Below are 23,905 nucleotides of genomic sequence, written 5' to 3'. Positions count from 1 at the left end.
AAGGACGAGCAGCGCCCTAGGTGTACTGCCCAGGCAGGTTGGTTAATCGGCTGATGGGCGGGCGACCTCCGATTGCGGTGGGGGGCCTGTGGTGATTGTAATGGTGTAGCCATGCCGGGAGGGCGTTTCTTCGGGCTGACTCTGTGGCGTAAAAGCGTTTGAATGCCCATCCGTCAGCGAGGGTGCGGTGGAACCGCTCGTTCTTGCCGTTTGTTTGCGGGCGGTAGGGGCGGGTCTTCTTGGCCTTGATGTTCAGTTCCCGGCAGGTATCCCGCCGCAGGTGGGACTTGTAGGCTGATCCGTTATCGGAAAGGACCCGCTCGACGGTAACGCCGCGGGAAGCAAACCAGGACACAGCCCTTTTCAGGACCGCTACTGCGGTGACCGCGGTTTCGTCGCCGTGGATCTCTGCGTAAGCGACCCGGGAATGGTCGTCGATGACCGTGTGCACATAGGCCGTGCCGATGATGGGGTGGCGGCGGCTGCCGGTTCTGACTGGTGTCGCTGCACGGTTCCGATGACCCCGCTGCCGGCCAACGTAGCGCCAGCCACCACCGTCCGGGATATTTCCGAGCTTCTTAACATCGACGTGGATCATCGCCCCCGGTTTGTCGTGCTCGTACCGGCGGATGACCTCCCCGGTGCGCTTATCCACGTGATGCAACCGGTTCAGCCTGCAACGGACCAGGACCGCGTGGACCGTGGAGGCAGGCATAGCAAGCTTCGCCCCGATCGCGATAGGCCCCAGCCTTTGCTTCCAGCGCAGATGCACGACCTTGCGGACCAGATGCTGCGGGGTCCGGTTCGCCACCCGGTGGGGACTCGAGGACCTGTCAATCATGCCCGCCTCGCCCATCGCGGCGTAGCGTTCAGACCAGCGCTTGGCGGTGGGCCAGGAGCAATTGAACTGTTCGGCAGCCCGGGACACCGGCCATCCGTGGTCAATGATCAAACGCGCGACGCGTAACCGTTGGCGTGGCGTCAAAGCGGCATTAGCGTGGGACATGAGGACCTCCTGGTCGCTTCAGCGGTTGTCTAAGCAACTCCACTGTGCAACCGGAGGTCCTCACCCATCAGTCAACGACTCCAGCGAGTCATCACATTCACCCAACCAACGTCCCTGGGCAGTACACCTAGGAGGCTGCTGAAACAGCGTGAAAGTAGCAATCTCTAGCCTGTAAACCTTGGCTCACGCTTCTCCTGAAAAGCCCGAAAACCTTCGGCATAATCATCACTTTTACAAAGCCGGGCCTGCTCGGAATTCTCCTCTTCCATGGCCTCCCAAAGGCCCAGCCGGTGGTCCCGGATGTGCGCTACCAGTTCCTTGCTGGCGTTGAACGCTCCCGTCGCCCCGGTCGCCACCTTGGCCACAATCGTCCTGGTGTCTCCCAACAGTTCATCGGCCGGCATGGCCCGGCTGAACATCCCCTGCGCCACCGCCTCCGCCCCTGAAATCAGCTCCGCCGTATAGATCAGGTCCAGCGTCCGGTGCATGCCCAGCCGCTCGGTGAAATACCAGTGCCCGCCCGAATCCAGGGTGGCACCGAGCTTCGCGAAGGGCGAGCCGAATTTGGCGTTCTCCGCCACGTACACCACGTCGGTTGCGAGCAGCAGGCCCAAGCCCACGCCCAGGCAGGCACCCTGCGCCGCCGCAAACGTCGGCGCCGGGAACGAGCTCATCTTTTTCAGCAGCGGCTGCACCAGCCCGCCCAGGTAGGCGGCGGCGTCGTCCTCCTCCGGCGTCACGCCGGAAATGTCCCGGCCCGCGCAGAAGGCGCGGCCCTCTCCCCTCAGCAGCAGCGCCCGCACCTCACCGCGGGAGGCGGCGGCAGCGGCGTCGTCGTACGCCCTCCCCAGCTCTGCGAGCGCCTGCTCATCCAGCGAATTCAGCTTGTAGGGCGCATCCAGCACCACCTCGGCAACGCCGTTGTTGATGGAGAGGGAAATCATGGGGCTCCTGTTCGTGGCGGTGAGGTGACTGAAATCCTAAACGTCGAAGTCGACGGTGACTTCCGGGGTGATGGGGTGCGACTGGCAGGTCAGCACGTAGCCCCTGTCCAGTTCATCCTGCTCCAGCGCGTAGTTCTCGTCCATGCTGACATTGCCGGTGACCAGCTTGGCCCGGCACGTGCCGCACACTCCCCCGGCGCAGGCGAACGGCACATCCGGGCGGACCCGCAGCGCGGCGTTGAGGATGGATTCGCGTGCGTGCGTGGGGCTGGCTACCTCGCCCTGCAGGCCGTCCAGCTTGAACGTGATCTTGTACGTCTCCTTGGACTCGTCCACCAGCACGGGCCGGCCGGCGTGGCCCTCGGGGCGGTCCGGCTTGCCCGACGTAAACAGCTCGAACCGGATCTGCTCAGGCTTCACGCCGCGCTCGGCCAGCGTGTCCCGGCACAGCTGCACCAGCTCGAACGGCCCGCACAGGAACCACTCATCCACGTCATCCGCGTGGATGGCGGTGCCCAGCAGCTGCTGGAGCTTCTCGGCGTCGATCCTTCCGCTCAGCAGCGGCGCGATCCGCTGCTCGCGGGACAGCACGTGGTGGATGGCCAGCCGCTGCGGGTACTTGTCCTTCAGGTCCGCCAGCTCCTCCAGGAACATCACGTCCATGGCTGCCTTGTTGGCGTAGATCAGGTCAAAGCGGGTTTCCGGGTTGGCGGCCAGCAGCGTGCGGGCGATGGCGATCACCGGCGTGATGCCGCTTCCCGCCGCGATGGCCACGAAGCTGCCTCCCCCAACGGAGGCAGCTTCCCCCGCCAGCTCCTCGGGATGGTTCATCGAGTTCATCACGTTCTGCTCCACGGCCTTGCCGTCCCGGCCGTGCTTGGACACGAACGCGCCCATGGGACTCATCACGTCCAGGGTGTCCCCCGGCTTCAGCTCCGAATTGGCCCACGTGGAGAACAGCCCGCCCAGGTCCTGCTTCACGGCCACCCGGATCTCACTGCTGCCGTCCTCAAACGTGCGCGGCTCGGCGCAAATGGAGTAGCTGCGGCGCACCTCGTGCAGTTCGCCGTTTTCATCAGGCAGCTTGGTGCGCAGGGCCACGTACTGGCCGGGCAGGTAATCGAACTGGCCGGCGAGCTCCTTCGGGACATGGAAGGAAACCTCGATGGCGTCCTCGGTCAGCCGGCGCACCTCCGCGACGGTCAGGGTGTGGAAGGACGGACGACGGCGGCCGGCGGCCTGCGCCGATTCGGCGGCGGTCTGGCGGACAACAGGCATGGGGCTTCCTTAGAGGACTTTGAAGTAGTCGAACGGTTCCTGGCAGTCCTGGCAGACGTAGAGCGCCTTGCAGGAGGTGGAGCCGAACCGCGTGAGTTCCCTGGTGTTCAGGCTGTTGCACTGCGGGCATTTCACTGCGAGGCTGAGCCGCACTTTGCCTGCGTGTCCGCCGGCTGCAGACATACCCGACGGCGGGGCGATGCCGTACTCCTGCAGCTTGGCCTTGCCGGCCTCCGTCATCCAGTCCGTGGTCCAGGCCGGGGCGAGCACCAGGTCCACGTGGACGCTGGGATAGCCTTCCCTGACGAAGGCGGCCTTGAGGTCGTCCCGGATGGCGTCCATCGCGGGGCAGCCCGAGTACGTGGGCGTAATGGTGACCAGGACGGCGGGAACCAGACCGCCGTCGTCGACTATTTTCACGTCCCGCAGGATCCCCAGATCCTCGATGGTGAGCACAGGGATCTCGGGGTCGCACACCGTGGCCGCGATGTCCCACGCCTTCTGCCGGGCGGAAACCCGTCCGGGAGCGGTTCCGGCATCTGCAACATACATGTCCATGACGGTCACCAGCTCGCCCCCGGATACTGGCGGGCCAGCACCTGCATCTCCGCGAGGATGTAGCCAAAATGCTCGGAATGCCGGCCGCGCCGGCCGCCGCCGGGGGCAGGCGGAACGTCCGGCACCTCCAGCTCCGCTTCTTTCAGGACTTCCCCGGTCAGCCGGTCAAAGTCCTCCCTCAGGCTGGAAGGCACGACGGCGGCACCGGTTTCAGCCAGGCGGGTGGCCAGCTCATCGTCCTCGAAGAGCTCCCCGACGTAGGGCCAGACCAGCTTGAGGCCGTGGATCATCCGCTTGCGTGATTCATCCGTCCCGCCGGCCAGGCGGAGGACCCACTGGGCGCTGTGGTCCCGGTGGTAGTCCACCTCCTTCACGGCTTTGGCTGCGATGGCAGCAAGCGTTTCGTCGCTTGATTCAGTGAGCCGGCGGTAGAGCTCGAACTGGTAGTAGCTCACCACGAACTGCCGGGCGATGGTCACCGCGAAGTCGCCGTTGGGCTGTTCGAAGAGGTGGGCCGAGCGGAATTCGGGCTCGCGCCGGAAGTAGGCAAGATCGTCCTCGGTCTTGGCCGGCTCCCCCTCGCCGACGAGGCCGCCGCCCGCATAACTGAGGAAGGAGCGGGCGTGGCCCAGCTGGTCCAGGGCGATGTTGCCCAGGGCCACGTCCTCCTCCAGCTCCGGGCCGCGGGAGATCCAGTGGCCCAGGCGCTGGGCCAGGATCAGGGCGTCGTCGCCCAGGCGCAGCGCATACTCGGCCACGTCCTTGCCGGGCTGGGCGAGACCGGTGCGGACCTCCAGGGCGATGTCCTCGGGGCGGAGGGCGTTGCCCGGGGTGATGCGGGTGGCCGACGCGTTCGTTTCGCTCACAGGTGTTTCACCCCTTCGCTCTTGGTGTAATACGTGGCATGCCGGTAGTCCTTGCCCTGCGGGGACTCGAAGAACGCGCCTTTGGAGTCCGGATCGCTGGCGGCTATGGCGTCTGCCGGGACCACCCAGATGGAGACGCCTTCGTTGCGGCGGGTGTAGAGGTCCCGGGCATTGCGCAGCGCCATGGCGGCATCGGGTGCGTGCAGGGAGCCGGCGTGCACGTGGCTGAGGCCGCGGCTTGACCGGACAAAGACCTCCCAGAGGCCCCAGGCGTTGCCGGTCTCGGCCGGTTCAACTGCCGGGCTCGATTTGGCCGCTTCGCGATTGATTTCGCCTGCCGAGCTGGCGGGGGCTTCCGGGTTGCCATGGGGACTCATGCTGCGTATTCCTTTGTCTTCATTGACTGTTTTGCCTGCTGTTTTGCTGCATAGGCGGCTGCTGCCTCACGGACCCAGGCCCCGTCGTCGTGCGCTTCCCTGCGGCGCTCCAGCCGCTGGGCGTTGCAGGGCCCGCGGCCGGCGAGTACTTCCTTGAATTCGTTCCAGTCCAGCGGGCCGTGCTCCCACCTTTTGGTCTCCTCGTTGAAGCGGACCTCGCTGTCCGGGAGGGTCAGGCCGAGCACGCGGACCTGCTCCACCATCATGCCCACGAAGCGGCTGCGGAGCTCGTCATTGCTGAAGCGCTTGATGTTCCAGGCCATGGACTGGCGGGAGTTGGGCGAATCGTCGTCGGGCGGGCCGAACATCATCAGCGCCGGGGCATACCAGCGGTTCACAGCGTCCTGGGCCATCTGCTTCTGCTCCGGGGTGCCGTTGGCAAGCTCAAGCAGGATCTCGAAGCCCTGCCGCTGGTGGAATGACTCCTCCTTGCAGATGCGGACCATGGCCCGGCCGTAGGGGCCGTAGGAGGCCCGGCACAGCGGCACCTGGTTGCAGATGGCGGCGCCGTCCACCAGCCAGCCGATGGCGCCCATGTCCGCCCAGGTCAGCGCCGGGTAGTTGAAGATGCTTGAGTAGCGGGCCTTGCCGGCGATGAGGTCGGCCATCATCTTGTCGCGGGTCTGACCAAGCGTTTCTGCAGCCGAGTAGAGGTACAGCCCGTGGCCGGCCTCGTCCTGGACCTTGGCCATGAGGATGGCCTTGCGCTTGAGGCTCGGGGCGCGGGAGATCCAGTTGGCTTCCGGCTGCATGCCGATGATCTCGGAGTGGGCGTGCTGGGAGATCTGGCGTAGGAGCGTCTTGCGGTACGCGTCAGGCATCCAGTCCCGCGGCTCGATCCGCGAATCGTCGGCGATCACCCGGTCAAAGTTCGCCTTGCCCTCTGCCTCGAGCCGGGCTGCTTCTGCATCCTGCGCAGGCTGTACTGCCGGGGATGCGGGCTCCGGTGATTGTCCAGCGGGCACTGACTGCAGATTCTGCGCTGCCATGGGTTGCTCCTATGCAAAGGCCTCTGATTTCGCCGATCTTTATTTACCGACCGTTCGTTCAGGATATGCGGAAGCGGCAGAGGGCGTCAAGCAGGAGGCTTGGGCTGGATCTCCTGATCGGCTAAGCCAGATGGGGACGGCGCAGGCTATATGGGCAGGCCCGTTGCTAGCCGAGGGACCTGTCCGCGAACCAATAGCGTTTGGTGATGTGGTTGCTGGCCATCACTACAAGGCCGGTGCTGCTGTTGACGCTCTGCTTGGTGGTGGTCAGGTTGTTCAGGTTCGGTGACGCTCCGTCCTGGATCAAGGGCGTTCCACGGCCCGACGCGAAGACGGGATCGTCCATGGAGGCCGTCTTCTCATAAATGGTTCCCGCCGTGCCTGATGAGGCGCATTGAGTCCCGGCGGGTGCGGTGTGGAAGGCGTGAACCTGGTTGTTCTCGGTGTCCAGCAGGAGCTGAGGCCGCGTAACGCAATCGCCTGTCACCGCAATCGTGGACTTAGTGAACGAGCCTGTGCCCGGACGGAAGACGAGCAACAGCTCCTGCGGCAGGGTGGGGTCACTGGAAGTCTCATTGAGGCTGGTCTTCACCGCCGCGAACACCCGTCCGGCACCATCGGCCAGCAGCGCTTTGAGGTTCAGGTGGTCATCCGCAAGCCCATTGCCCCGTAGCGCGGGTTGCTGTTTCCAGGACGAGCGCGCTGTCGGGGAGGTCCCGTCGGTCCGCCACGCCCACCACACGGTCCCGGTGGTCTGGTCGCTCCACATGACGCCGATCCTGTTCTTCGCGTACGCCACCACAGCGGAAATGTCATCCGGCGCCGGGTGTGCATTGGCTACCGGCAGCACAAAGGGCGTGGACCAGCCGGCACCGCCCGGCAGGGAATTGTTGACGTAGACGGTGTTCGTAAAGCCCGACGTCGGATTGCCCGCCACCTGCGTCCAGGTGGCCCAGATCGCTCCGGTGGAATCCCTGTCAATCGTCATCGATTCACTACTGTTGTTCGTGATGATGGTCGGGAACCCGGCGTCGAGGGTGTATGTTCCTGCCGAATAGCTGTAACGGTAGAGATTCGCCGGCTGACCCGTAACCGAGGGCTCCGGCGTTTCGTTGCTGCTAATGGTGACCACGTGCGAGGCAATGTAGAGCCTGGAGCCGTCCCAGAGTGTGTCGGCGAGGGTATTGCCGCGGCTGTCATTCAGGACCCCTGTGTCCACCCAGGTGTGGGAGGCGCGGTCCAGCCGATAGATATGCCAGCCGCTGCCTGTGGTCCACATGTCCGCCCACCAGGCGCCATCATTCCACCAGAGCTTGCTCTGGGGCTTGTCGGCAGTGGGCGGGTTAGCCACTCCCCAGTAGCTGATGCTCGGGTAGCCGTAATCGGCTGCCGCATCGGCGGTGTTGGCGTAGAAAGACATTCCTGCCACTGCCAGGAGGAGGGCCACCGCCTGGCTCAGGAAGCGATGTGTCTGAGGCTTAAAGGTGGTCATCAGGTTCTCCGGGCGCTCGATCAAGTTGCCAGTGCCTGAGACCTGGGCAGCCAGAATTACTTTCGAGCGTATGCCTGTGCCGGGCCGGGGGCAATGGGTCTGGCATGTCCTTGACCACTGTTGCCCGGGCCCTGGGTGGAGTACGTTGCTCGGATGGAGGATACCTATCAGGTCATTGTGGTCGGAGGCGGTTTCGCCGGGGTTTCCGCGGCTAGGGCATTAGGCCGCAAAGGCATTCGGGTGCTGCTCATCGACGCGAACAACTACCACCAGTTCCAGCCGCTGCTGTACCAGCTGGCGACGTCACAGATCGGCGTCTCGGCCATAGCCCGGCCGCTTCGGTCCGTTTTCCGCCGGATCAGGCAGGTGAGGGTGATGACGGCCAAGGTGGCATCGCTGGATGCAGCGGAGCGTACCGTCACCACTGAGGACGGCGATACTTTCCGGGCGCAAATCCTGGTGGTTGCCGTTGGCGCGGTGCCGAACTTCTTCAACACGCCCGGCGCCGAGGAACATGCCTTCCCGTTGTATTCGGTGACGGACGCTACCAAGCTCGGCGGCAGCCTCATCCGGCTACTGGACCAGGCTGACCGGGAACCTGACAGCCCAGTGGACGTCGTCGTCGTCGGGGGCGGGCCCACGGGCGTGGAAACCGCCGGCGCCATGGCGGAAAACATCAAGTTCGTGGTGGCGAAGTACTTCTCCCCGGAGCTCGCGGCCCGCTGCCGCGTGCACCTGGTGGACATGGTTCCGGCCGTACTGAACACGTTTTCGGCAAAGTCCCAGAAATACGCCCGCGACCGGCTGGCAAAGATCGGGGTCCAGATGCATATGGGGGTGGGCGTCACCGAGATCCGTGCCGACGGCGTGACTCTGGCCGACGGGACCGACATCCCCAGCCGGATGGTGGTTTGGGCGGGTGGCCTGAAGGCCGGTAACCTCATTGCCGGATCCGGCCTGCCCCAAGGCAAAGGCGGGCGTATCGACGTCCGCCCTGACCTGACCGCCCCCGGCGTCGAAGGGGTCTACGTCATCGGCGATGCCGCCAACATCATCGATTCGAGAGGAGCCAAACTGCCGCAGCTCGGCTCCGTGGCCCAGCAGGCCGGGAAGTGGGCCGCCCGCAACATCCACGCCGACCTCACCGGCGGCGGCCGGCAGCCTTTCCGCTACCTGGACAAGGGATACATGGCGATGATCGGGCGGGGCGCTGCAGTGGCCGAGCTCGGACGCAAGCGCATCCAGCTGCAAGGATCACTCGCCTTCCTGTCCTGGCTCCTGGTGCACCTTGCCCTCCTGTCCGGATTCCAACAGAAAGTCCGCGCCCTGTTTTCCTGGCTCAACGGCTACATCATCCACAGCCCGGCGCAGGTGGTCGTCGGCTCCCCCGAGTGACCCCGCAGCCCAGCACCTTGCACCTGGGGTGACTCCCCACGGTCGGGCATTTCCGCCCTAAGGCTACCCGGCCTCCGCCCCCGGACGTACGCTTGAATCAGGCTTGCAATGACGGAAGAACGGAGTGACGTCCCATGGCTGGATACTTCGAAATATTTGAGCCCCCTGACGGCGGCTACCGCTTCCGGCTCTTCGAAGGGACGGGCAGGCTGCTCGGGGTATCGGCCCGGTTCCCCACTAAAAAGGATGCAGTGGCAGGCATTACCGTCATCAGGGAAATTGGCGCAAAAGGCCTGATCCGCGACATGACCAGGGGCATCCACGGCGAACGCATCCACCCACTGTTCACGGCGGTCCGGTCGGCGTCCAGGCACCATGGGTCCCACCTCGTGCATGAAGCCGTACGCGGGGTACACCGTTTGCGTTGACTACGGGCGCGTCAGCGCCAAATACCCGGCCGAGACCTAGCTGGCCGGATCGTAGTGGAAGGCGCGCACTTCCTGCGCGCAACGGCAGGCGACCGCCAACTTCGCAGCCCACTCCAAGGCCGAATCGTAGGAGGGCAGTTCCAGCACGCAGTACCCGCCGTCGAGCTGCGCCGTCTGGGGGTACGTGCCCTTCCGCACGGTCCCATCGCCGTCGACCATGACAGGCGGGATACTCTCATCGATGCCGCCGCCGAACACCCAGACGCCGGCGTCCTTCGCCTCCTGAACCACCGCGCGGGACGCAACCGAAGCTGCCTGCAGGTCGTCGTCAGAGAGGACCATGGCGGCGCTGGGGAACGAGATCAGGTATTTGGTCATCGCGCCGGATCCTTCTGTCAATGGAGAAGCCACGATGAATCATACTCAGCGTTTCCCCGCCCCCGCCGCAGTCTTCGGATCAAGACGCTGAAGGGCCAGGCTATGAGCTGCAGGACACCCCCGACGAGCAGCAGGAGAAGGAAAAGAACCAGGAAGGGCGAGTACAACAGGAATACTGAGATCCCGGTTGCCACGTAACCGCCAATGAAGGTGAGGACCGACTGTGTATCCACCTGGACTCCCATCAACTGCGCACCGGAGACCGATAGATAGGTAATAGCACCTGGATGTCCGGTTCACAATGGGTCCGCTGACACCGCCGACCAGGATTATCCCTTGGTCAGGGCAGGGGATGCCGCGGAGGGCATTCCTTCGGAGATCACCGGTCCGCCGAAGACCGCCGGTCCGGCGGCCGGCCGTTTCGCCTGCCGCTCTTCTTCGCTTCCACCCGGGCGGATCCGCCTGAGCACCCACGGGAAGAAGTAATTCCTGGCCCAGAGAATGTCTCCTGCCCTGGCTCGCCGCCAACTCCCCTGCAGAAGATCCTTAGGCTCCAGCGGCTGCAGCGAATGCGGAACATTCAGGGTATCCAGCACCATCATGGCCACAGTGTGATGGCCCAGCGGAGAAAGGTGCAGCCGGTCAGGGTCCCACATCCGCCGGTCCCGAAGCTGCCGCAGGGCCCACAGGTCAGCTATCACGGCGTCATAGCGGGAGGCGATGGTGTGCACATTCTCATTGAAGATGGCCACCTTTGCCCGGTTGCGGCCCAACACCGGGGTGGACCTCCAATCCGGTCCCGTAAACAGCACTATGGTCGCCCCGGATTGACTGAGCTGCCCGACGCCGCCGTCGAGTTTGTCCGCGAGTTTGTCCGGATCGCTGGCATGGAAAACCATGTCGTTCCCTCCGGCGGACAAGGTGATCAGATCCGGTTCCAGCGCCAGGGCCGGTCCCACCTGCTGGCTCAGGATTTGCTCCAGGAGGAGACCGCGCACAGCCAGGTTGGCGTAGCTGAAATCCTCCTGACCGGCCGCCAGTTCGTCAGCGACGCGGTCAGCCCAGCCACGCAGCCCGCCGGGACAGCGAGGTTCCGGATCGCCCACCCCTTCAGTGAACGAATCCCCTAGCGCGACGTACCGGCTCCAGGGGTGCAGGGGTCCCGTGTGTGAGCTGTCAGCGCTAATTTTGTCAGCGAAACTGACGGCACCGGGAAGACGACGGCCAGTGACGTCGAGATCGTTCGCGTCCACTTCGGCCACCTCCTTCTTTGGAAAAAGGTTCTTGTATGGTGATAACCAATTTGAAGGGCGCGATGTTCCCGGTTTCAGCTAGATGTTCCCGGTTTGAGAACGAGTCCTTTCCCCCTGTTTCGACGATGGACACTGGCGTTGCAGGGATCCATACTGGCTGCAGATGCAACAGAGGAGCCTTGGAGAATCGGAATGAACGGCGTGCGGGATAGGGCCAGGATCCTACAACCTGCGGGGTCCAACGGAACGAAACGTACAGGAAGGGAAAGCTCGTGACCTCAGTCTGGCTTGATCGACCCCGCACCATCCCCATCGATCCCTTTACTCCCGGAGCGGATTTTGACACCGTCGTGGCGGGTGCGGGAATCACGGGACTCGCCACCGCTGCCCTGCTGGCTCGTTCAGGACAGCGGGTGGCCGTCCTGGAGGCCAGGACCGTAGGCGCCGGAACCACAGGCAATACAACCGCGAAATTGACCCTGCTGCAGGGCACCATCCTGTCCTCGCTGCGAAGGCAGTATTCCCAGAAGATGGTCAACGCCTATGTGGAGGCCAACAGGGAAGGGCAGGCGTGGCTCCTGCGGTTCCTGGAGGCAAACGGCGTGCCGTTCCAGCGCCGCGATGCCTATACCTTCGCTGTGACAGACGACGGCGCGGATCAGGTAAGGTCCGAGCTCGAAGTCGCAAGGGCCGCGGGCCTGGATGTCAGCGGAACCACCGACTCGGAGCTGCCCTTCAGCATCCGGACCGCCGTCCGGATGCCGGACCAGGCCCAGTTCAATCCGATGGACGTGCTGGAGGCGCTGGCTGCAGACCTCCGGGCACACGGCGGCATGATCGTCGAAGGCGTCAGGCTCCTGAACGTCAAACAGGACGAGCGCGCCACCGTTCTGACCAGCGGCGGGAACGTCAGTGCTGACCGCGTGGTGCTGGCCACCGGTATCCCGGTCCTGGACCGCGGCCTGTACTTCGCCAAGCTGAAGGCCTCCCAGTCGTATGCCGCCGCGCTGCACGTTCCCGCGTCGACCCCCATTCCCCGTGGTATGTACCTCTCGGCCGAAACGCCGGGCCGCTCCCTCCGCACCTTCCCGACAGGGAACGAGGAACTGCTGGTTGTCGGCGGCAACGGGCACCAGGTGGGCAGGGAGCCTTCTCCGAAGCGCCGCCTTGACCAGTTGCTGAACTGGGGGATCCACCACTTCCCTGGCGCCGAGGTGACCCATACCTGGTCCGGCGAGGACTACCGCGCCACCAACCTGATGCCGTTCTTCGGCAAGATGCCCCGGGGCCGCGGAAAGATCTTCTTTGCCAGCGGATACAACAAATGGGGCATGACCAACGGCATTGCGGCCTCACTGGCCATCACGGCCGACATCCTGGATGGACAGCTCCCCTGGGCCGACACCATCCACAGGCGGATTACCTCACCGGCCGGCGCCGCCTCAGCGATTGCCCTTAACGCCGACGTCGCCAAAACCCTCTCCGAAAGTTGGGCAAAGGCGGAACTGGCCAAACCCGAAACTGGTACCCGGACGGTGCCCCCCGAGGGCGAAGGTACCGTGGTCCGCCAAGGCCGCAAACCCGTCGCCGTTTCCACGGTCGACGGCGTCACCTGCCGGGTCTCCGCGGTATGCACCCATCTGGGCGGACTGCTCAGCTGGAACGACGCCGAAAAGTCCTGGGACTGCCCTCTGCACGGCTCACGCTACTCACCCACCGGGGAAGTGCTCCAGGGACCGACAACCAAGGACCTCCCGGTCATGGACTAGCGCGGGCCCTCCACCCCGACGCGGGCCGGATGCCCGAAAGGAACATGGCAATGGCATCACCGACAGTTGCGGAGTATCTGCTGGACCGGCTGCGTCAATGGGGAGTGGACAAAGTGTTCGCGTATCCCGGCGACGGCATCAACGCCCTGGTGGCCGCCTTCGGCCAAGCCGGGAACGAGCCTAAATTCATCCAGTCCCGGCACGAGGAGATGTCTGCCCTGCAGGCGGTTGGCTACGCGAAATTCACCGAAAACGTCGGAGTCTGCATGGCGACCTCGGGTCCGGGAGCCATCCACCTCCTGAACGGGCTGTACGACGCCAAGCTCGACCATGCCCCCGTCGTCGCAATTGTCGGCCAGGCGGCAAGGACCGCAATGGGCGGTTCCTTCCAGCAGGAAGTGGACCTGCAGTCCCTGTTCAAGGACGTCGCATCCGACTACGTCCAGACGGTCACCGTCCCGGAACAACTGCCGAACGTCCTCGACAGAGCGATCCGCATCGCCGTAACCCGGCGCGGGCCGACCGCCGTCATCATCCCCTCTGACGTGCAGGAACTTGCGTACACCCCGCCCACGCACGCGCTGAAGATGGTTCCTTCCAGCCTGGGCATCCGGCCGCCGTCGACCCAGCCGGACATGGAAGCGATCAGGGGCGCCGCTGACCTGCTCAACCAGGGAAAGAAAGTCGCCATGCTGATCGGACACGGTGCCCGAGGGGCGTCGGCCGAAGTCCGGGAGGTGGCGGATCTGCTGGGCGCGGGCGTGGCAAAGGCACTCCTTGGCAAGGACTCCCTCCCCGATGACCTCCCCTATGTCACGGGATCCATCGGCCTGCTGGGCACCCGGCCCAGCTACGAGATGATGCTCGACTGCGACACCCTCCTCACCGTCGGCTCAAGCTTTCCCTACCCCCAGTTCATGCCAGAAGCAGGCCAGGCCCGCGGCGTCCAGATCGACATCGACCCGGCGATGATCGGGCTCCGCTATCCCTACGAATTCAACATCGTGGGCGACTCCGCCGCGACGCTGCGAGCGCTGATCCCGCACCTGCGACGGAAGGACGACCGTTCCTGGCGCGAGGATCTGGAGGGGAAAATCAGTAAGTGGTGGGAAACCATGCGTTCCGAGGCCATGGTGGAGGCCGCCCCGGTGAACCCCATGCGGCTCTTCGCCGAGCTCTCCGACAGGCTGCCGGCGAACGCCATTGTCACCGCTGATTCCGGTTCCTCCGCCAACTGGTATGCCCGGCAGCTGAAATTCGGCAGCGATACCAGAGGCTCGATCTCCGGGACTCTGGCCACCATGGGCTGCGCGGTGCCGTACGCGATCGGCGCGAAATTCGCGTACCCGGACCACCCTGTCATCGCCTTCGCGGGCGACGGCGCGATGCAGATGAACGGCCTCGCCGAACTGATCACCGTCCGGCGCTACTGGCAGGAATGGTCCGATCCCCGGCTCATCGTTGCCGTGCTGCATAACAACGACCTGAACCACGTCACCTGGGAACTGAGGGCAATGGGCGGCGCCCCCGCCTTCACCGAATCCCAGTCGCTTCCCGACGTCGATTATGCAGCCTTCGCCGCAAGCCTCGGCCTGGAAAGCATCACCGTGACCACGCCCGACGGCGTCGGGGCGGCCTGGGAGAAAGCCCTCAGTGCCGACCGCCCCACCGTCCTGGACGTGCACACCAATCCCGACATCCCGCCGATCCCTCCACACACCACCCTCGAGCAGGCACTCAACACCGCCAAAGCCCTCGCCAAAGGCGACGACAGCACCTGGGACATCATCAAAGCAACCGTCAAAACCAAAGCCCAGGAAATCCTGCCGGGCAAGGAACAGTAACAGTAGGCCTCCACATGGGGACAGGCGCCCGGCATCCTGTCTCTATGACAGAGCCGTGACGGCCAGCTTCCGCACTGTGACTGTGCCGCCCTCCGCGGACACTTCGGTGCTTTGGTTCCCTGCCAGGGGGAACACCAGATCGCTCAGGACAACCGCGCCGCCTTGGGCGAAGACCTCCACGGAGCACTGGTCGACGACGAGACGGAGTCTTAGCACACCGCCGTCGAGCTTCACCGGTGCGGACTCAGCCGACGCGAACTTGTCGTGGAAGGCGATGTTTCCGGAGTTGCGGCGATCCAGGGTGAGCCGGTCCTTCACGGTATCGAAGCTGAGAACCGTGGCGGCACTCCCGTCCTTTGCCCCAAGCAGCCTGAAAGCTACGGTCCGGGCCGTCCCTGGCAGGATCTCGGCCTCGATCAGCTGGGCTGATCCGGGGATTGCGTCGGGCAGTTGCAACCGGGAGTCGGCCAGTTCCAGGTCCTGGATGGTGCAGGCCGGCCCGCCGCCGTCCAATGGCAGCACCGGGCGCTGCACCAGGCGCGGCAAACCGTCCACCGTCGCGAGCCCGACCTCGCGGGCCAGGGACATCCCTGAGCGCCATGGAGACGTGGGCAGGGAGTTTGCGTAGTCCCAGTTGTTCATCCAGCCGATCATGATGCGGCGGTTCTCCGGGGCATTGCTGAAGGAAACCGCGGCGTAGTAGTCACGTCCCCAGTCGAGCCACAGACAGTGTCTGAGATCCGTGGTTCCGTCAGCATCCGCTGGAACGAGCGAATCAGGATCCGCGGTGAACTGCACCCCGTCGAAGTGGCCGACGAAGTACTGGCCTCCGGAGCCGCCGGCGACGGCACCCGGGTTGAGATTGACCACCAGGACCCACTTGACGTTGTCCGTGTCGCCGTCGACAGGCAACGGGAAGAGGTCGGGGCATTCCCATTCGGCTCCTATGGCGTTTGCAGGGCCGAAGGTGCTCAGGTACTCCCAGTCCTTGAGGTTGGCCGAGCGGTACAGCACCACCTGCTGATGCCGGGCCTCCACCGCCACCATGACCCAGCAGGAACCAGCCGGTCCCTCGTAGGGGAAGACCTTGGGGTCCCGGAAGTGGGCCGAGCCGCGGCCAAGCACCGGGTTGCCTGCGTATTTGGTCCACGTCATGCCGGCGTCCGTGGAGAACGCGAGGGACTGGGCCTGTGTCCCCCGGTGTGCGGAGCCTTCCTTGAAGGCGCTGGTGTAGATGGCCACCAGGGCAGGATCTTCCACCGTGCCGAATCCCGATGTATTGCCATGGTCCACCACGATGCTGCCTGAAAAGACGTCTTCTTCCTCATCGCCCGCGATGGCAACGGGGTGTTCGGTCCAGTGCAGAAGATCGGCTGAGGTGGCATGTCCCCAGGACATGTTGCCCCAGACGTTGCCGAAGGGGTTGTTTTGGTAGAAGAGATGGTAGACGTCCTGGTGCCACACGAGTCCGTTGGGGTCGTTCAGCCACGTGTTCTTGGCCGTGTAGTGGACGATGGGCCGGAAGTTGGGCGTGGTGTCTTCGGCGGGGTCCGCCGGGTGGGTTGTTGTTTCAGTCATCGGAGTTCTTTCAGGATGTCCGGGCCAGTTCCAGCGAACGGATCAGTCTTTTTGAGGGCAGGGGGCTTTTTAAGGGCAGGGGGAACCGGGGAGCTGTGTATTCAAGGTCCTTGGCAAGGCGCGTCCTCTGCCGGACGCGCCCGAGGTCAGGTGTTGGACCGTGCGGCCGAGTACGTTGCTGCTCTGCTGGAAGGGCCGTCATGTGTTGGCGAGGCGACGGAATCGCGAAGAACCATGGGACAGGGAAGTACGGTCGGGTGGGCCGCGAACAGCCGCAGGTCACTTTTTCCCTCGATGGCATCGATCAGGTTTTCGGTTGCCCATGCGCCCATTTCGTAGTGGGGCAGGGCCACTGTTGTCAGCGGCGGGTGGAGGTTTTCGGCAATCAGTTCCTGGTTGTCGAATCCGACGAAGGAAACGTCCTCCGGAATCCTCAGGCCGAGTTCCGCAGCTGCCCGGTACGCGCCCATGGCCATGCGGTCGTTGTAGCAGAACACGGCCGTGGGCCGGCTTTCGGGTTTCAGCAGGCGCAGGGCCGCCTGGTGACCGCCAGGCACCTCCGAGGGCTCGGACTGGACCAGTTCCTCGTGGAACGGAAGCCCGGCATCTGCGAGCGTGTCCTTAAAGGCCCTGAGCCGGGAGTGGGTTGCCGGCACGTCATCGGTGTTGTTGAGCATGCCGATCCGGGTGTGCCCGGCGTCGATCAGGGTCTGTACGGCCGCCCTGGCGCCGCCTACTTCGTCCGGGATGACGCAGGAAACTGTGTTACTGATGTCTTCGGAGTCCACCAGGACTGCCGGCAGTCCGGCCAGGTTCTTGGGTACGGCAAGCTTCCGGTGATACATCGTGGCATACAGGATGCCGTCCACCTGCCGATCCAGGAGGTCCGCGACTTGGCTTTCCTTGGAATCCTGGGAACCTGTGCTGGTGGAGTTGATGATCATGATCCGGTATCCCCGGGCCCGCGCCGTCTCCTCGGCACCGAGGATGATCCTGCCTGCGTGCGGAGTGGTGGCGATTTCCTCGCTGATGAACCCGATCATCCCGGAACGCTGGGTGCGCAGGGCCTGGGCAAGGCGGTTGGGCCCGTAACCCAGCCGTTGGGCCGCTTCGTGGACCCGCTGCCTCGTTCCTGCGCCCACCCGGGCGTAGGCAACATCATTGAGGACGTGGGAGACGGTCGTGACAGACACTCCGGCTGCCGCCGCCACTTCCTTGATACCGACTGTTCTATTGGTCATTGGTCTCCCACGTCCTCATGGTGTTGGTACTGATCCTACGTTCGGATTAACATCCGCCGCCTGCAAACCGACCGTAGGTGTGGCCCTCAAAGCGTTAACTGCCCTGTCTGCGATAACTTGGGCTTCACTTCCGGAGTCAAGGATCGTATTCCGAGCTGATTCGGCATCGACCATGACGGCCGTGACGGCGAGGCCTTCCGCAGCCTCAGTGGTCAACAGAGCGTCCACTTGAGCTTCGAAGCAGGAGTCGCTTGACGTGGAGTGAACGTCCATCGCCACCACATGGTTGTTGGAGACGAAGTTGCCAACCCCCGCCCGCAGCCGGATGATGACCGGCGTAGCACTTGCCGGCCGAATGCTCTGCGAGTCGATGATCTCGGAGAAGTGGTTGCCGATGACAGAGTTGTTGCTGCCGCTGACGCAGAGAAGTCCGTAGAGGTCGTTCAGTCCGTTGTCGACTCCCAGGAATGGTGTCCAGGGCTCGTGGTCACGTAAGAAGTGATTCGATGCCACGAGGTTCTCTGAACTGTTCGCAGCGAGAATCACCATCCCGGGGTAGAACGAATGCAAACGGTTGTTCGTGACGCTTGAACGCGTGACGCCGTCGAGATGGACGCTGCTCGCACCACGGGGGAAGATGTTGTTCGCGGTTATCAGGAGCCCGCCGTGGTTCTCTGCGTAGATCGAGTGACCCTTGAAGCCAGCTCCGACGAGGTTGTCGGTGATCTTTGATGCCTGTCCCCATCCGCGCAGCTCAATGCAGCTTCCGCATTCGGCGATGAAGTTGTCGTGAATTGAAAGCGCGTCCGCCTTGTAAATGGTGAGCGCGTTTTCAAGGTAGACGAACCCCATGCCGTTCACACGGAATGAGTCATTGGCGGTCGCGACATAGATGCCGGTCTTGCCGTTGACGTACGTGTTCTCCGGAGGCATCCCCGAGCCGTCCGGGTTGAAGTGCAACCCGTCGATGCAGAAGTTGGAGAACTCGACCGAGCTGATCCGCGGGCTCCCGCTTCGCTCAACGTAGAACGCGGCTCCCTTGGATTCCTCCCCGTCTGCACCTTCGTCTCCATCGAGGGGAATGTCGACGAGAATGCGGCTCCCGCCGGGCCACAGCTCATGCAAGTCTGCCCATTCGTCCTCGGGAACGTTGAACCGGATGCTCGACGACGTAAAGCCGTGTCCGGAGCCCTGGATTCGCAGGAAGCTGACGTCGATCAGCACCTGCGTCCGGAGGCGGTAGTCCCCGGGCGGAATGTAGATCACCGCGCCTGGCTTTCCACCGTTGTTCGCATCGGTGGCCGTCTGCCGGTCCTTGATGTCAGCGATGATGCTGTTGATTACTTCACCGACGTCCTCGGACGGATTGCCGACGGGCCACGTGGTCACGTCGTAGTAGTTGTTGCCTGACATTGGTTCTTCCCCTTGAGTTGTGGTTTCTCAGCCCTTGACGGCGCCAAGCGTCATGCCCGCCACGATCTTGCGCTGCAAGAGAAGCGTGAGCAGGATGACCGGGATCGAGTAGACGGCGGCCAGTGCCGTCATGGATCCCCAGTCGAGGCCGAACTGGGTCTGGAAATTCGCGATGACCACGGGGGTGGTCTGGGAGCGGATTGCCGTCATGAGGAGGGCGAAGAGGAACTCGTTCCAGGAGGCCAGGAAGGCGAAGATCGCTGTGACCGCGATGCCGCCGGAGACCACCGGGATGACCACCCGCCACAGGGCGCCGAGCCTGCTGCAGCCATCCACGGTTGCCGCTTCCTCCAGGTCCTGCGGCACAGCCTCGAAGAAGCTGGACATGAGCCAGATGGACAGGGGCAGGGAAATGGTGGTGTGGGCAATGGACAGGGCAATCGGAGTATCGGCAAGCCCGGCCGAGGCCATCATGGACGCCAGCGGGATGCCGATGGCGACTGGCGGCACCATGCGGGTGACCAGCGCGGCCATGATGAACACCCGTCCGCTGGCGGTCTTGTACCGAGTGATGCCGTAGGCAGCGGGCACTGCCAGGATCAGGGACAGCAGTGTGCTGATAATGGCCGTCTGGGTGCTGTTGATGATGGAGGCCACCACACCGCTGCGGCTGAGCGCACTGATGTAGTTCACCAGCGTCCATTCCCTGGGCAGGATGGTGGGCGGCACGGCGATCGTGTCGATGGGGGTCTTGAAGGACGTGAGCAGCAGGTAAAGGAACGGGAAGCCGTACAGCACCAGCGAGGCTGCGAGCAGGATCCACAGGACGGTGCGCGTACTGCGCTTGCCGGCCTCCAGGCCCTCACGGTTGATGTTGCGGTTCCTGCGCCTGCTGCCACCTGTGGTGATTGGCACGGAGGGACCGGCAGCCACTGAAGGTGCCTTCCCGCCGTCGTTCCTGGTTCGTTCGGCGACGCGCATCAGGTGTCCTTTCCTGGCCGCCAGATGGTGGCCACCGCGAAGAACGCGATGCCGAGCATGGCCAGCAGGTAGATGGTTCCCATGGCGCTTGCCAGTCCGGGATCGCCGAAGCGGATCATGGTCCGGTAGATGAGCAGGCTCATGGTTTCGGAGGCGGACTGGGGTCCGCCGTTGGTCTGGATGAGGATGGTGTCGAAGGCGCGGGCTGCGTCGATGCCACGGACCACCAGTGCGACGGCGATGACGGGCCGGAGCAGGGGCAGGATGATGCGGAACAGCATGGCCGGGGCGCGTGCGCCGTCAAGCCGGGCCGCTTCGATCAGGTCCCCCGGAATGTTCTGGAGGCCTGCGAACAGCACCAGGCACATGAACGAGGTGGTCAGCCAGATGTCGGGGATGGCAACGGAGAACAGGACGATGTCCGGATTCGACAGCCAGCCGATCTGGTTGGGGTCCTGCAGGATGCCGGCTTGGTGCAGAAGGGTACCCACCAGGCCGAAGTTGTCGATCATGAGGAACTTCCACAGCAGGCCGGCCACGATCGGGGCGATCATCAGCGGGTACATGAACACGGTCCGCCAAATCTGGGACTTTTTGCCCAGCGTTGTGAACAGGAGCGCCATCCCGAGGCCAAGGGCGAACTCGAGGGTCACCACCACGACGGTGTAGGCGAGGGTACGCCAGCCGGCTCCGATGAAGTCCTCGGACGTGAAGGCCCGCACGTAGTTGTCCAGGCCCACGAAGTCGCGGGGACCGCCGACGAATGGCGAGATCTTGAAGAAGCTGTCCGCGATGAGACGGAACAGCGGGTAGGCCACGAAAACTGCCAGGAACAGGGCCGCCGGGGTCATCAGATAGAGGGCGAAGCGGCGATCATTGATACGCACGGGATACTCTTCCGCTGGTTGGGTTTCCGGGCCGGCACCGCTTCTGCTGCCACTGCAGCGTCAGGCGGTGCCGGCCGCGAAGTTTCTTACTTGAGACGTTCCTACTTGACCAGGGCCTGGATCTTGGTCTTGGCCTCGGCCAGGAGGGACGCGCTGTCCCCGCCGGCCACTGCCTTCTGCAGGGTCGGAACCAGTACTGTGTCCACGATCTGCTGCCACTTCGCAGTTGCCGGGCGGGTTGCCGTGGCCTTGCCGTTGAGCGTCTCGATCAGCGGCTTGAAGCTCTCATAGCCGGGCTTGTCCTGGTACTTTTCGAAGGCCGAGATGCGGGCTGCGAGGCCAAGCTTGGACTCGATGCCCAGATCGTTGTGGTCGTAGGCGCACTTGATGAACTTCTTGGCGGCTTCTGCGTTCTTCGTCGCCTTGGGAACGGAGAGGTACCACGGTCCCGGGACACCGGCAACGCCCGCGGATCCGCCGATCATGGGCGCTGCGCCCACCTTGCCGTAGACAGCGGCGTCAGCCGGAATCTGCCGGTAGGCGTGGGCCCAGAACTTGGTCATGGCCGTCTTGCCCTGGTTGAAGAGGTTCTGCGCGGCGGCCCAGTCAACCTGCGCGGCTCCGGACGGTGCGGACTTCACGAGGCTGGTGTAGAAGTCGAGGGCCTGCTTGTGGGCCGCGTTGTCCACCACCACGTTGTTCTTGTCGTCCAGGACCATCGGGGAACCGGCCTGGAGGACGTGGGCCAGCCATTCGGTTTCGACGGCGCCCTTCACGTCGGTGCCGTACATGCCGTCCTTGGTGAAGAATTCGGAGACTTCCTGGTACTGCTTCCAGGTGGTGGGGGCTGCCAGTTCGTAGCCGTACTTTGCCTTGAAGTCGGCCTTGTTCTTGGCGTCCTCGAAGAGGTCCTTGCGGTAGAGGATGATTTCCGCGTTGGTCCAGGCGGGCATGCCGATGAAGTGGCCATCAACGTTGGCTTCCTTGACCAGGGCGGGGAAGATGTCCTTCTTGGCCTCATCGGTGAAGAGTTCGTCAATGGGCTGGACGGCGTCCTTGAAGCTGGGAAGCCAGACGGAGTCCAGGGCGGCGACGTCAAAGGAGACGGTGTTTGAAGAGAATTCGCTGGAAAGCCTGTTGAACAGGCCATCATAGGGCAGCTCGACGAAGTTGACGTCGATGCCTGCGTCCTTCTTGCAGGCCTCGGCAACTCCCGTGAGCTCGGCGTGCCCGCCGGCTTCGACGAGGACGTTGACAGTGCTGTTGCCGCTGCCTGTCGGGGCCGGTCCCCCGGCGCCGCATGCGGTGGCCGTCAGGGCCACGGCCGTGCAAAGGCCGCCAATAGTGGCGAGCCTGGAGATGGTCTTTCGAGTGGACATCGCTGTCGACTTTCTCTTGGGATGACAATGCGTTCGGAGTGAAGAATCGTTTTGCCAAAACGACTTGGCAACACCATAGGCTCATTTCCTCGCAAGTGTCAAGCGTCACAAACAGAAGCATTTTGGCCCTTGACGCGTCGGCGCCAGCCGCCCTAGAGTCATCGTCGCAGGTAGATAAACCGTTTTGGCATATTTTGGCTGATTTGGCAAGTTTTGTCATCCACTACCTGACGTCGCACCCCTCCCCTCCGCCGCAAGGCCTTTGGTGTTCGGCCCCCTTTTGAAGGGGCCGGACGGCGCCGCACGGCTGAGTGGGGATCCCACTTAAAGGAGAACGTATGAAACCCATCCCGGACATCAGCCGCCGGAGCGTGCTGCGCGCGCTCACGGCGTCGGCAACTGCGGCAGGCGCTGCCCTCACCTTCGCGGCGCCCGGCAGCGCTGTGTCAGCAGCACCTGGACAGGTGCCCGCTGCGCCCGAAGCCGGCCAGCAGCCGTCGGGACACCATCACCTGATCGGCGTCCTCTAGAAGCACCCTGCACCACCCGACGTTTCGTCCCCCAACGATGTGAGGAGAACACACTTTGACCACTGTCTACGACGTCACCGCCTGGAGCGTCCCCGGAAATCCCACGGCCACCCCGTACAACGACATCGGGCTCATCATCAACAGCATCATCGCTGACATCAAGAGCCAGCAGACCAGCCAGGCATCCAAGCCCGGAGCCGTCATCTACATCCCGCCCGGAGACTACTCCCTCAAGACCCGCGTCAACGTGGACATTAGCTTCCTGACCATCCGCGGTTCCGGCCACGGCTTCACCTCCCTCAGCATTCGCTACAACAGCAGCACCTCCGGCTGGCATGAGGTCAATCCCGGCGGCAGCCGCGTCCGGGTGGAAAATACTGACGGAAACACCGAGGCTTTCCGCGTCTACCGGGCGGGCGATCCACGGCTCAGCGCGGTGGTGTTCGAGAACTTCTGCCTGGACGGCGTCTCATTCGGGAGCAACCAGAATTCCTACGTCAATGGCAAGACGGGCATCCTGTTCGACTCGGCCAACGATTCCTGCCGCGTCGAACGCATGGGCATGGTGTATCTGGAGCACGGACTGGTGGTCAAAGACGCCGACGCCCTGAGTGTCAGCGGAAACTTCCTGGCGGAAAACGGCACCTGCGTGAAGCTCGTCGGTTCCGGCCAGGCAACCAAGGTCACGGACAACCTCATTGGTGCGGGTCACGTGGGCTTTTCGGTCTACGCGGAAAACCACTGGGGACTCCTCGTCACCGGAAACAACATCTTCCCGCGCGGCCAGAGCATGGTGCACTTCAAGAACTGCACGCGATCCTCAATCAGCGCCAACCGCCTGCACGGCTACTACCCGGGCATGGTGCACTTCGAGGGCGTCTGCACGGAAAACCTGGTCGGGGCCAACCACTTCTTCCGCGAGACCGAGAAATTCGATCCCCTGAAGCCGTACAACAATGGACGGGACGACCTCTTCGGCCTGGTGCACATCGAGGGTGGCAACAACTCCGTGATCGGAAACCACTTCAGCTACGACGTCCCCTCCGGCTCCGTTACGCCGTCGGGCCAGACGCCCACCATTATCCTGGTGGCGTCCGGAAACAACAATTACCTGGCCACCAACAACACCGTCTCGGCCACCGCGGTGCACACGGTGACCCTTGACTCATCGACCACGGGCACCAAGGTCCTGGACTGCGGATCCCTGGCCCAGTTCCAGCCGTTCCAGAGCAGCAACTCGTTCCGCGCGACGCCCTAAC

Annotated in this window: 23 protein-coding genes; 6 read left to right on the top strand and 17 right to left on the bottom strand. The window is 63.9% G+C overall.

Going from position 1 to position 23,905, the window contains the following annotated elements; genetic code table 11:
* Nucleotides 1-16: 16 nt before the first annotated feature.
* The 8 genes from QFZ40_RS03645 to QFZ40_RS03610 form a co-directional block, all read right to left on the bottom strand.
* Nucleotides 17-1,006 carry an IS481 family transposase gene (locus QFZ40_RS03645; RefSeq protein ID WP_306902906.1) on the bottom strand — a complete coding sequence of 330 codons (990 nt, stop codon included), beginning with the start codon at nucleotides 1,004-1,006 and terminating at the stop codon, nucleotides 17-19.
* Between the two features lie 164 nt (nucleotides 1,007-1,170).
* A complete protein-coding gene (locus QFZ40_RS03640; protein WP_306902905.1) occupies nucleotides 1,171-1,950 on the bottom strand; it encodes an enoyl-CoA hydratase/isomerase family protein in 780 nt (259 codons plus the stop codon).
* A gap of 36 nt (nucleotides 1,951-1,986) precedes the next feature.
* Nucleotides 1,987-3,228, bottom strand: a complete 1,242-nt coding sequence (gene paaE / locus QFZ40_RS03635) for a 1,2-phenylacetyl-CoA epoxidase subunit PaaE (RefSeq protein WP_306902904.1) — start codon at nucleotides 3,226-3,228, stop codon at nucleotides 1,987-1,989.
* A gap of 9 nt (nucleotides 3,229-3,237) precedes the next feature.
* A complete protein-coding gene (gene paaD / locus QFZ40_RS03630) occupies nucleotides 3,238-3,780 on the bottom strand; it encodes a 1,2-phenylacetyl-CoA epoxidase subunit PaaD (RefSeq protein ID WP_306906809.1) in 543 nt (180 codons plus the stop codon).
* An 11-nt stretch (nucleotides 3,781-3,791) separates the two neighbouring features.
* Nucleotides 3,792-4,652 carry a 1,2-phenylacetyl-CoA epoxidase subunit PaaC gene (gene paaC, locus QFZ40_RS03625; protein WP_306902903.1) on the bottom strand — a complete coding sequence of 287 codons (861 nt, stop codon included), beginning with the start codon at nucleotides 4,650-4,652 and terminating at the stop codon, nucleotides 3,792-3,794.
* Nucleotides 4,649-5,029 carry a 1,2-phenylacetyl-CoA epoxidase subunit PaaB gene (paaB, locus tag QFZ40_RS03620; protein ID WP_306902902.1) on the bottom strand — a complete coding sequence of 127 codons (381 nt, stop codon included), beginning with the start codon at nucleotides 5,027-5,029 and terminating at the stop codon, nucleotides 4,649-4,651. Before paaB ends, paaC begins: the two co-directional genes overlap by 4 nt.
* Complete coding sequence (gene paaA / locus QFZ40_RS03615) at nucleotides 5,026-6,078, bottom strand: 1,2-phenylacetyl-CoA epoxidase subunit PaaA (protein WP_306902901.1); 1,053 nt, start codon at nucleotides 6,076-6,078, stop codon at nucleotides 5,026-5,028. The genes paaB and paaA overlap by 4 nt, the downstream gene beginning before the upstream one ends.
* A 166-nt stretch (nucleotides 6,079-6,244) precedes the next feature.
* Nucleotides 6,245-7,570, bottom strand: coding sequence for a hypothetical protein (locus tag QFZ40_RS03610; protein WP_306902900.1), 1,326 nt, complete (start codon nucleotides 7,568-7,570; stop codon nucleotides 6,245-6,247).
* A 153-nt stretch (nucleotides 7,571-7,723) separates the two neighbouring features.
* Here QFZ40_RS03610 and QFZ40_RS03605 point away from each other — a divergent pair, with 153 nt between their 5' ends.
* Complete coding sequence (locus QFZ40_RS03605; protein ID WP_306902899.1) at nucleotides 7,724-8,965, top strand: NAD(P)/FAD-dependent oxidoreductase; 1,242 nt, start codon at nucleotides 7,724-7,726, stop codon at nucleotides 8,963-8,965.
* A 134-nt stretch (nucleotides 8,966-9,099) separates the two neighbouring features.
* A complete protein-coding gene (locus QFZ40_RS03600; protein ID WP_306902898.1) occupies nucleotides 9,100-9,393 on the top strand; it encodes a YegP family protein in 294 nt (97 codons plus the stop codon).
* 36 nt (nucleotides 9,394-9,429) lie between these two features.
* On the opposite strand, the gene QFZ40_RS03595 is transcribed toward QFZ40_RS03600, so the two are convergent.
* The 3 genes from QFZ40_RS03595 to QFZ40_RS03585 all read right to left on the bottom strand — a co-directional run bounded on the left by QFZ40_RS03595 (nucleotide 9,430) and on the right by QFZ40_RS03585 (nucleotide 11,024).
* Complete coding sequence (locus QFZ40_RS03595; RefSeq protein ID WP_306902896.1) at nucleotides 9,430-9,771, bottom strand: YciI family protein; 342 nt, start codon at nucleotides 9,769-9,771, stop codon at nucleotides 9,430-9,432.
* A gap of 17 nt (nucleotides 9,772-9,788) precedes the next feature.
* Nucleotides 9,789-10,004: a hypothetical protein gene (locus QFZ40_RS03590; protein WP_306902895.1), complete on the bottom strand. Its 216-nt coding sequence runs from the start codon at nucleotides 10,002-10,004 to the stop codon at nucleotides 9,789-9,791.
* 96 nt (nucleotides 10,005-10,100) lie between these two features.
* Nucleotides 10,101-11,024 (bottom strand): SGNH/GDSL hydrolase family protein, encoded by a 924-nt coding sequence (locus QFZ40_RS03585; RefSeq protein WP_373427384.1) that lies wholly within the window; start codon nucleotides 11,022-11,024, stop codon nucleotides 10,101-10,103.
* A gap of 272 nt (nucleotides 11,025-11,296) precedes the next feature.
* Between QFZ40_RS03585 and QFZ40_RS03580 the strand changes: the two genes are divergently transcribed.
* Nucleotides 11,297-12,793, top strand: coding sequence for an FAD-dependent oxidoreductase (locus QFZ40_RS03580; protein ID WP_306902894.1), 1,497 nt, complete (start codon nucleotides 11,297-11,299; stop codon nucleotides 12,791-12,793).
* Nucleotides 12,794-12,843: 50 nt separating this feature from the next.
* Nucleotides 12,844-14,637: a thiamine pyrophosphate-requiring protein gene (locus QFZ40_RS03575; RefSeq protein WP_306902893.1), complete on the top strand. Its 1,794-nt coding sequence runs from the start codon at nucleotides 12,844-12,846 to the stop codon at nucleotides 14,635-14,637.
* A 42-nt stretch (nucleotides 14,638-14,679) separates the two neighbouring features.
* On the opposite strand, the gene QFZ40_RS03570 is transcribed toward QFZ40_RS03575, so the two are convergent.
* The 6 genes from QFZ40_RS03570 to QFZ40_RS03545 all read right to left on the bottom strand — a co-directional run bounded on the left by QFZ40_RS03570 (nucleotide 14,680) and on the right by QFZ40_RS03545 (nucleotide 22,116).
* Nucleotides 14,680-16,215 carry a glycoside hydrolase family 32 protein gene (locus tag QFZ40_RS03570; RefSeq protein ID WP_306902892.1) on the bottom strand — a complete coding sequence of 512 codons (1,536 nt, stop codon included), beginning with the start codon at nucleotides 16,213-16,215 and terminating at the stop codon, nucleotides 14,680-14,682.
* A 146-nt stretch (nucleotides 16,216-16,361) separates the two neighbouring features.
* Nucleotides 16,362-17,456 (bottom strand): LacI family DNA-binding transcriptional regulator, encoded by a 1,095-nt coding sequence (locus tag QFZ40_RS03565; RefSeq protein ID WP_306902891.1) that lies wholly within the window; start codon nucleotides 17,454-17,456, stop codon nucleotides 16,362-16,364.
* 15 nt (nucleotides 17,457-17,471) lie between these two features.
* Nucleotides 17,472-18,869 (bottom strand): right-handed parallel beta-helix repeat-containing protein, encoded by a 1,398-nt coding sequence (locus QFZ40_RS03560; protein WP_306902890.1) that lies wholly within the window; start codon nucleotides 18,867-18,869, stop codon nucleotides 17,472-17,474.
* A gap of 27 nt (nucleotides 18,870-18,896) precedes the next feature.
* Nucleotides 18,897-19,850 carry a carbohydrate ABC transporter permease gene (locus QFZ40_RS03555; protein ID WP_306902889.1) on the bottom strand — a complete coding sequence of 318 codons (954 nt, stop codon included), beginning with the start codon at nucleotides 19,848-19,850 and terminating at the stop codon, nucleotides 18,897-18,899.
* The gene (locus QFZ40_RS03550; protein WP_306902888.1) at nucleotides 19,850-20,737 is read right to left on the bottom strand and encodes a carbohydrate ABC transporter permease; all 888 of its coding nucleotides are present in this window, start codon (nucleotides 20,735-20,737) and stop codon (nucleotides 19,850-19,852) included. Before QFZ40_RS03550 ends, QFZ40_RS03555 begins: the two co-directional genes overlap by 1 nt.
* Before the next feature lie 101 nt (nucleotides 20,738-20,838).
* A complete protein-coding gene (locus QFZ40_RS03545) occupies nucleotides 20,839-22,116 on the bottom strand; it encodes an ABC transporter substrate-binding protein (RefSeq protein ID WP_306902887.1) in 1,278 nt (425 codons plus the stop codon).
* A gap of 338 nt (nucleotides 22,117-22,454) precedes the next feature.
* Here QFZ40_RS03545 and QFZ40_RS03540 point away from each other — a divergent pair, with 338 nt between their 5' ends.
* Nucleotides 22,455-22,646, top strand: a complete 192-nt coding sequence (locus QFZ40_RS03540; RefSeq protein ID WP_306902886.1) for a hypothetical protein — start codon at nucleotides 22,455-22,457, stop codon at nucleotides 22,644-22,646.
* A gap of 55 nt (nucleotides 22,647-22,701) precedes the next feature.
* Nucleotides 22,702-23,904, top strand: coding sequence for a NosD domain-containing protein (locus QFZ40_RS03535; RefSeq protein WP_306902885.1), 1,203 nt, complete (start codon nucleotides 22,702-22,704; stop codon nucleotides 23,902-23,904).
* Nucleotide 23,905 lies beyond the last annotated feature (1 nt).

This window comes from Arthrobacter pascens (genome assembly GCF_030816475.1).
Taxonomy (GTDB): domain Bacteria; phylum Actinomycetota; class Actinomycetes; order Actinomycetales; family Micrococcaceae; genus Arthrobacter; species Arthrobacter pascens_B.
Note: the sequence above shows the minus strand (reverse complement) of the source record. Positions and strands in the feature narration are given on the sequence as shown.